At 63.1% G+C, this 6,249-nt stretch carries 8 protein-coding genes; 6 read left to right on the plus strand and 2 right to left on the minus strand.

Annotation, left to right across the window (positions count from 1 at the left end; genetic code table 11):
- Positions 1–188: KUP/HAK/KT family potassium transporter (locus NKI21_RS32015; protein WP_352869250.1), on the plus strand; the 188-nt coding region annotated here is incomplete at its 5' end.
- Positions 189–250: 62 nt separating this feature from the next.
- On the opposite strand, the gene NKI21_RS32020 is transcribed toward NKI21_RS32015, so the two are convergent.
- A complete protein-coding gene (locus NKI21_RS32020; RefSeq protein ID WP_128304440.1) occupies positions 251–1,144 on the minus strand; it encodes an SDR family oxidoreductase in 894 nt (297 codons plus the stop codon).
- Positions 1,145–1,279: 135 nt separating this feature from the next.
- Here NKI21_RS32020 and NKI21_RS32025 point away from each other — a divergent pair, with 135 nt between their 5' ends.
- Positions 1,280–1,690, plus strand: coding sequence for a winged helix-turn-helix transcriptional regulator (locus tag NKI21_RS32025; RefSeq protein WP_127293162.1), 411 nt, complete (start codon positions 1,280–1,282; stop codon positions 1,688–1,690).
- Positions 1,691–1,736: 46 nt separating this feature from the next.
- Complete coding sequence (locus NKI21_RS32030) at positions 1,737–2,999, plus strand: FAD-dependent oxidoreductase (protein ID WP_352439804.1); 1,263 nt, start codon at positions 1,737–1,739, stop codon at positions 2,997–2,999.
- Here the strand turns inward: NKI21_RS32030 and NKI21_RS32035 are convergent.
- Positions 2,947–3,693 (minus strand): glutathione S-transferase family protein, encoded by a 747-nt coding sequence (locus NKI21_RS32035; RefSeq protein WP_352439805.1) that lies wholly within the window; start codon positions 3,691–3,693, stop codon positions 2,947–2,949. The genes NKI21_RS32030 and NKI21_RS32035 overlap by 53 nt on opposite strands.
- A 100-nt stretch (positions 3,694–3,793) precedes the next feature.
- On the opposite strand from NKI21_RS32035, the gene NKI21_RS32040 reads away from it, so the two are divergent.
- From NKI21_RS32040 to ilvC, 3 genes are all read left to right on the plus strand, one after another.
- The gene (locus tag NKI21_RS32040) at positions 3,794–4,252 is read left to right on the plus strand and encodes a MarR family winged helix-turn-helix transcriptional regulator (RefSeq protein ID WP_352439806.1); all 459 of its coding nucleotides are present in this window, start codon (positions 3,794–3,796) and stop codon (positions 4,250–4,252) included.
- A 151-nt stretch (positions 4,253–4,403) separates the two neighbouring features.
- The gene (locus NKI21_RS32045; protein WP_352869252.1) at positions 4,404–5,057 is read left to right on the plus strand and encodes a TetR/AcrR family transcriptional regulator; all 654 of its coding nucleotides are present in this window, start codon (positions 4,404–4,406) and stop codon (positions 5,055–5,057) included.
- 26 nt (positions 5,058–5,083) lie between these two features.
- Positions 5,084–6,103, plus strand: a complete 1,020-nt coding sequence (ilvC, locus tag NKI21_RS32050; RefSeq protein WP_023812415.1) for a ketol-acid reductoisomerase — start codon at positions 5,084–5,086, stop codon at positions 6,101–6,103.
- Positions 6,104–6,249 lie beyond the last annotated feature (146 nt).

The raw sequence follows: 6,249 nt of genomic DNA on the forward strand, positions 1-6,249 counted from the left end.
AGTTCGACATCATGACGACCTCGTTCTTCCTGTCACGGCGTTCGCTCAAGGCCTCGCCCAATTCCGGCATGCCGGTGTGGCAGGATCGGCTGTTCATCGGCCTGGCGCGCACGGCGGCCGATGCGACGGAGTATTTCCAAATCCCGACCGGGCGCGTGGTCGAGATCGGCACGCAGGTGGCGATCTAGGACATGTCCTGGCGGATCGGCGAATGGACTGTGCTTCACGGCACAGTCCATGTCACTCCGCTTCAACCGGCCAGCGCGGCCTTGTTTGCCTCGAGGAACTGCTTCAGCGTCTTCGACTTCCGGCCGGAAAGCGTCTCGACCGCGTCCGTCACCATGGCGATGCGGCCGGAACGCGTGTTGGCGTCGAACGACACGATGATGCGGGCAAAGTCCTCGGGAACGCCAGCCGCCTTCACGCCCTCGGTCAGGGCTTCATCCGGAACCTGCACGACATCTAGCGGCTTGCCGGTGACCTCGCTTACCAGGGCCGCAATCTCCGCGGTGGTGTAGGCCTGCGGGCCGGTCAAGGTGTAAGTCTTGCTTTCGTTCGAAACGGTAACGAGGCCGGCGGCAATCGCTGCCGCCATGTCGTCGCGCGCACCGTGCGCCATGCGGCCGTCGCCGGCGGACGTATACCAGTGTCCCGAGGCAATGGCCTGCGGCAGGGCCATGAACAGGTTCTCCTGGTACCAGCCGTTGCGGAAGATCGTGTAAGGGATGCCGCTCGCCTTGATCGCCTGCTCGGTGCCGTAGTGATCATTGGCAAACAGCACCGGCGAAACCGGTTCTGGATTAGGCATCGAGGTGTAGAGAAGGTGGGAAACGCCGGCCTTCTTCCCGGCGGCAACCGCGTTCTCGTGTTGCCTCAGGCGCTTGCCGTGAAGCAGGTCGATCTCGCCGGTCGAGATGATCAGCACCCTGTCGGCGCCCTTGAACGCAGACTCCAACGATAGTGTGTCGTCGAAGTCAGCCGCCCTTGTGATGACGCCTCGGGCCGCCAGGCCGGCGAGGTTTTCCGGATTGCGGGTGGTGGCGATGATCCGTGCCGCTGGAACCTTGAACGTGTCCAGCAGATGGTTGATGACGCCGCGGCCGAGCTGGCCGGAAGCGCCGGTGACGAGAAGGGTTTCGGTCATGGAAGATCCTGACATTGCGCCGCTAAGGCGGCTCGAGTGGCAGTCTCAAAAAGAGACCAGCACTAAAATAGGAATTGACCCTGGGCCGTAAAGAAGGCAGTTTTTCGGGAGGTAGGCAGGCGCAGGGAACCAGCGGTGGACAGCAAGATCGTCAATCTGAGATCGAAGATGGAGGTCTACAAGGCGATCTCCGGCGGCGGCAATTTTGCAAATTGTCCAGTCCGCGATGTCATCCAGGGGGTGAGCGGCAAATGGAGCTCGCTGCTGATGATGGCGCTGGCCGAAAAGCCCTATCGGTTTGGCGAATTGCGGCGGCTGGTGCCCGATATCTCACAGCGCATGCTGACGCAGACGCTCCATGATTTGCAGCGTGACGGCTATGTGCATCGCGAAGTGTTCCCGACCAAGCCGCCGAGCGTCGAATACAGCCTGACCGATCTCGGGCATTCGATGTTCGGCGCCTTGCATCAGCTGATCCTATGGGCCGAACTCAATCATGACGCGGTGCGCGACGCGCGTTCCGGCTTTGATGCCATGCAGGCTTGAACGGCAGTTAAAACCCGCGGCTTGATTTCGTCGGGCGGCTGAAGGATTGTCCCGGCCAGTTCGGCTTGGGGGCATTGGCATTTCCTACGACATAGCAATTGCCGGCGCCGGGCCGGCGGGATTGGCCATGGCGCTCTATCTCAAGCGTGCCGGGCATCGGGTCACGGTCTTCGAGCGCTTCGATGAGCCGAAGCCGGTCGGCTCCGGGCTGATTCTGCAGCCGACAGGGCTGACGGTCCTGGCCGATCTTGGCCTGCTTGACGACATACTCGCGCTGGGCAGCCGTATCGACCGCCTGCATGGCGCCGATGCTTCCACGGGCCGTACGGTGCTCGATGTCCGCTACGATGCGCAACGCGGTGGCCGCTTCGGGCTGGCGGTGCACCGGGCGGCCTTGTTCGGCGTGCTTTTCCGCGCCGCGCAGCGCGAGGCGATCGCCATCGAGACCGGCGTCGAGATCGAGGCTCTGGAGACCGGCGAACGGGCGACGCTGATATGCGGCAACCGACGAAGGGCAGGGCCGTTCGACCTCGTCATCGACGCCAGCGGTTCGCGCTCGAAACTGCGCCGCGCGAGCGCTCCAGGCGAGCCAAGAGCACTCACCTATGGCGCGTTCTGGGCCTCGCTTGGTTGGCGCGGCGACGGTTTCGATGAGCATGCGCTGCTGCAACGCTACGACAAAGCGAGCGTGATGATCGGCGTGCTGCCGGTCGGCCGGCCGCAGCCGGGCGCTGAAAAGATGGCGGCCTTCTTCTGGAGCCTGAAGCCGTCGGATGCCGATGAGGTGCGCGTCCGCGGCCTGAACGCCTGGAAGGAAAGGGTGGTCCGGCTGTGGCCACAGAGCGAGGCGTTCACCAGCCAGATCGACAGTTTCGACCAGCTCTCGCTGGCCCGCTACGGCCACCACACGATGAAGCTCCCGGCCGGTAGGCGATTGGCCGTCATCGGCGACGCGGCGCATTCCACCAGTCCGCAACTCGGGCAAGGGGCGAACATGGCGCTGCTCGACGCGGCGGCGCTCAGCCATGCGCTGGTGCGGACAACGAGTGTCGACGCAGCACTGGAGGCCTATGCGAAGGCGCGGCGCTGGCATGTCCGCATCTTCCAGGCGCTGTCGCTGGCATTCACGCCGTTCTACCAGTCGGATTCGGTGGCGCTGCCCTTCATCCGCGACAGGCTGGTGGCGACGGTGGCAAAAATCCCGCCGGCGCCGCAGTTTCTCGCCTCGATGGTGGCCGGTACGATGATCGATCCGTTCAAGCGGATTGGGCTGACCGAGGCGCGGTGGCTGGATCGTTTTGCCGGATGAGGCCTGAAAGGTGCGATCCCTTCGCTTGCAGGAAAGCATGCAGGCGCTGCGGATAGTCCGGCGCCACGGCTTGCCTGATCGACGGGCGTTCACTCAACGCCTTGCGCCAGGCTCGGACGAGCGGTTTGCCGTCCAGAATGCCGAAATCACCGATGTGGTCGAAGACATCGAGATAGCGGAAGACCGGACCGTAAACGGCGTCGACCAGCGAAAAGTGGTTGCTGGCGAACCAGGGTCCGCCGGGCTCGTCCGCCAGCTCGGCTTCGAGGCGATCGAACATGGCGGACAGCGCGCTGGATTCGGCAAGGAAGCCAGCCTCGATCGAGGCTGAATAGAACCGGCCGATGGCGTTGAGGGTTGCCGAACCGAACTCGATCCAGGCGCGATGACGGGCGCGGGCATAGGGATCGACAGGGTGGAGGGGATTGGCCTGCGTCTCTTCGAGGAATTCCAGGATGACCGCTGACTCGAAGACCACCGTTTCCTCGCCATTTCGCTGCACGCGCAGCAGCGGCACCTTGCCGAGCGGCGAGATCGCCTTGAACCAGTCCGGCTTGTTGGCGAGGTCGATATCGATGCGCTCGAACGGCACGCCCTTTTCGGCCAGCGAAATCGCGGCGCGCTGCACATAGGGGCAGAGGTGATGGCTGACGAGAATGAGCTTGTCGGCGCGTGTGCAGGTTTCGTGTTTCATCGGATCGGCTTTCCAGGGTTAATGCAATTGCATCTATATAGATGCACATGCATCGACCGTCAAGCTTGATGCAATTGCATCTATCGTCTAGGAATGCGCCATGACCGAGAAAGCCACGCCTTCGCCCGAAGCCATCAAGGCCTGGGCTCGCCTGATGCGCGTTTCGCGCCAGCTGATGGAAAGCGCCGAAGAGGCGTTGAAGGCCGCCGGCCTGCCGCCGCTTGCCTGGTACGACGTGCTGCATGAGCTCGCCGAGGCGGGTGAGGGCGGGCTGCGGCCGTTCCAGCTCATCGAGCGCACGCTGTTCGCGCAATACAACATCTCTCGGCTTCTGGCCCGGCTCGAGGCCGATGGGCTCGTCGAGAAACTGCCGGTGGCCGATGACGGCCGTGGCCAGACCATCCGCATCACCGCCAGCGGGCGAGAGACACGCCGCCAGATGTGGGCTGTCTACGGACGCTCGATTGCGGAACTGGTAGGCGCCAAATTGTCGGCGGATGAGCTGACCATGGTCTCGGCATTGCTTGGACGGCTGCGTCAACCGCCGGCCGGCGACTAGGCGAGGCTTGTCGCGCGCGGCAACGCTCATCCACTTGCAGATATTTTGCTCTCGTCCTCTTGCGTGCGGCCTTGGAATGCGCAATATGCCGAACCGTAACGTACGGTACGGATTGCCGAGTGATCGGCGGCCTGCCTTTCGAGAGAAGAGCGTGTTGCACATCTTGCCCGACATCGACACCAGCGAAGCGCTGACAGAACGGCAGAAGGCCGTCCTCGACGCGGCGTTGCGGCTGCTGGTCGAGGAGGGCGATCATCTGACCATGACCGCCGTGGCGCGCCGCGCTAGCTGCTCCAAGGAAACGCTCTACAAATGGTTCGGCGACCGTGACGGGCTGCTGACGGCGACGGTGCAGTGGCAGGCCTCGAAAGTGCGGGTGGCGCCGGTTGACGGCAAGGGGCTCGATCTTGCCTCGCTGACCGCAAGCCTCGAACGCTTTGCCTCGGACTGGCTTAAGGTGATCTCCAGCGACACGTCGATCGCCCTCAACCGGGTGGCGGTCAGCCATGCGGGCTCGGGTAAGGACAATCTCGGCGCCGTCGTGCTTGAGAACGGCCGCTTCGCATTGGCCAAACGGTTGAAGCCGGTGCTTGAGGCCGGCCGACGGACCGGTCTTTTGGATTTCGCGGATGCCGAGACGGCGTTCCGCACCTTTTTCGGGCTGGTCGCCCGCGACGTGCAGATCCGTCTGCTGCTTGGCGACCGGCTGGAATTGACTGAGGCGGCGATCGGCGGCGATGCCGCGCGCGCGACGCAGCAGTTTCTCGCTCTTCATGGAGCAACAACCGGCCGCAAGGCCCTCTGATTTGTAAAAACGGGAAGGAAGACAAAATGCGCGTCTATTACGATCGTGATGCCGATCTCAATCTGATCAAGGGCAAGAAGGTCGCCATCATCGGCTATGGCAGCCAAGGCAGGGCGCATGCGCTCAACCTCAAGGATTCCGGCGCCAAGGAGATCGCCATCGGCCTCAAGGCCGGCTCGGCGACCGCCAACAAGGTCGAGGCCGACGGGCTCAAGGTGATGAGCGTGGCGGACGCCGCCAAATGGGCCGACCTGATGATGATGGCAACGCCGGACGAACTGCAGGCCGACATCTACAGAAACGAGATCGCGCCGAACATCCGCGACGGTGCCGCAATCGCCTTCGCGCACGGCCTCAACGTGCATTTCGGCCTGATCGAGCCGAAGTCGACGGTCGACGTCGTCATGATCGCGCCGAAGGGTCCCGGCCACACGGTGCGCGGCGAATACCAGAAGGGCGGCGGCGTGCCGTGCCTGGTCGCCGTCAACCAGGACGCTTCGGGCAATGCGCTCGACCTGGCGCTGTCCTACGCCTGCGGCGTCGGCGGCGGCCGTTCGGGCATCATCGAGACCAATTTCCGCGAGGAATGCGAGACCGACCTGTTCGGCGAGCAGGTCGTGCTGTGCGGCGGTCTGGTCGAGTTGATCCGGGCCGGTTTCGAGACGCTGGTGGAAGCCGGCTACGCGCCTGAGATGGCCTATTTCGAGTGCCTGCACGAGGTCAAGCTGATCGTCGACCTGATCTATGAAGGCGGCATCGCCAACATGAACTACTCGATCTCGAACACCGCCGAATGGGGCGAATATGTCTCGGGTCCGCGCATCATCACCGCCGAGACCAAGGCCGAGATGAAGCGCGTGCTGAAGGACATCCAGACGGGAAAATTCACCTCGGAGTGGATGCAGGAATATCGCGCCGGCATGTCCCGCTTCAAAGGCATCCGCCGCAACAATGACAGCCACCAGATCGAGGAAGTCGGCGCCAAGCTGCGCGCGATGATGCCCTGGATTTCCAAGAACAAGCTGGTCGACAAGGCCAAGAACTGAGCGAAATCCACAAGCGCTCGAAAACAGCGGCTTCCATGAACAAAAAACGGCGCCAAGTGGCGCTAATGCAGTTCACTTAGGCACCTTCAGTGTTCTGACAGGATATTTGGCTGGTAGCTTTTTGACGACACGGGGGCATGATCGCC

This window comes from Mesorhizobium sp. M0715 (genome assembly GCF_040320355.1).
In the GTDB taxonomy this organism is placed as follows: domain Bacteria; phylum Pseudomonadota; class Alphaproteobacteria; order Rhizobiales; family Rhizobiaceae; genus Mesorhizobium.

Coding starts and splice junctions, on each gene's coding strand:
- NKI21_RS32020 (WP_128304440.1), bottom strand. CDS start 1,144: ATGACCGAAACCCTTCTCGTCACCGGCGCTTCCGGCCAGCTCGGCCGC.
- NKI21_RS32035 (WP_352439805.1), bottom strand. CDS start 3,693: ATGAAACACGAAACCTGCACACGCGCCGACAAGCTCATTCTCGTCAGC.
- NKI21_RS32040 (WP_352439806.1), top strand. CDS start 3,794: ATGACCGAGAAAGCCACGCCTTCGCCCGAAGCCATCAAGGCCTGGGCT.
- ilvC (WP_023812415.1), top strand. CDS start 5,084: ATGCGCGTCTATTACGATCGTGATGCCGATCTCAATCTGATCAAGGGC.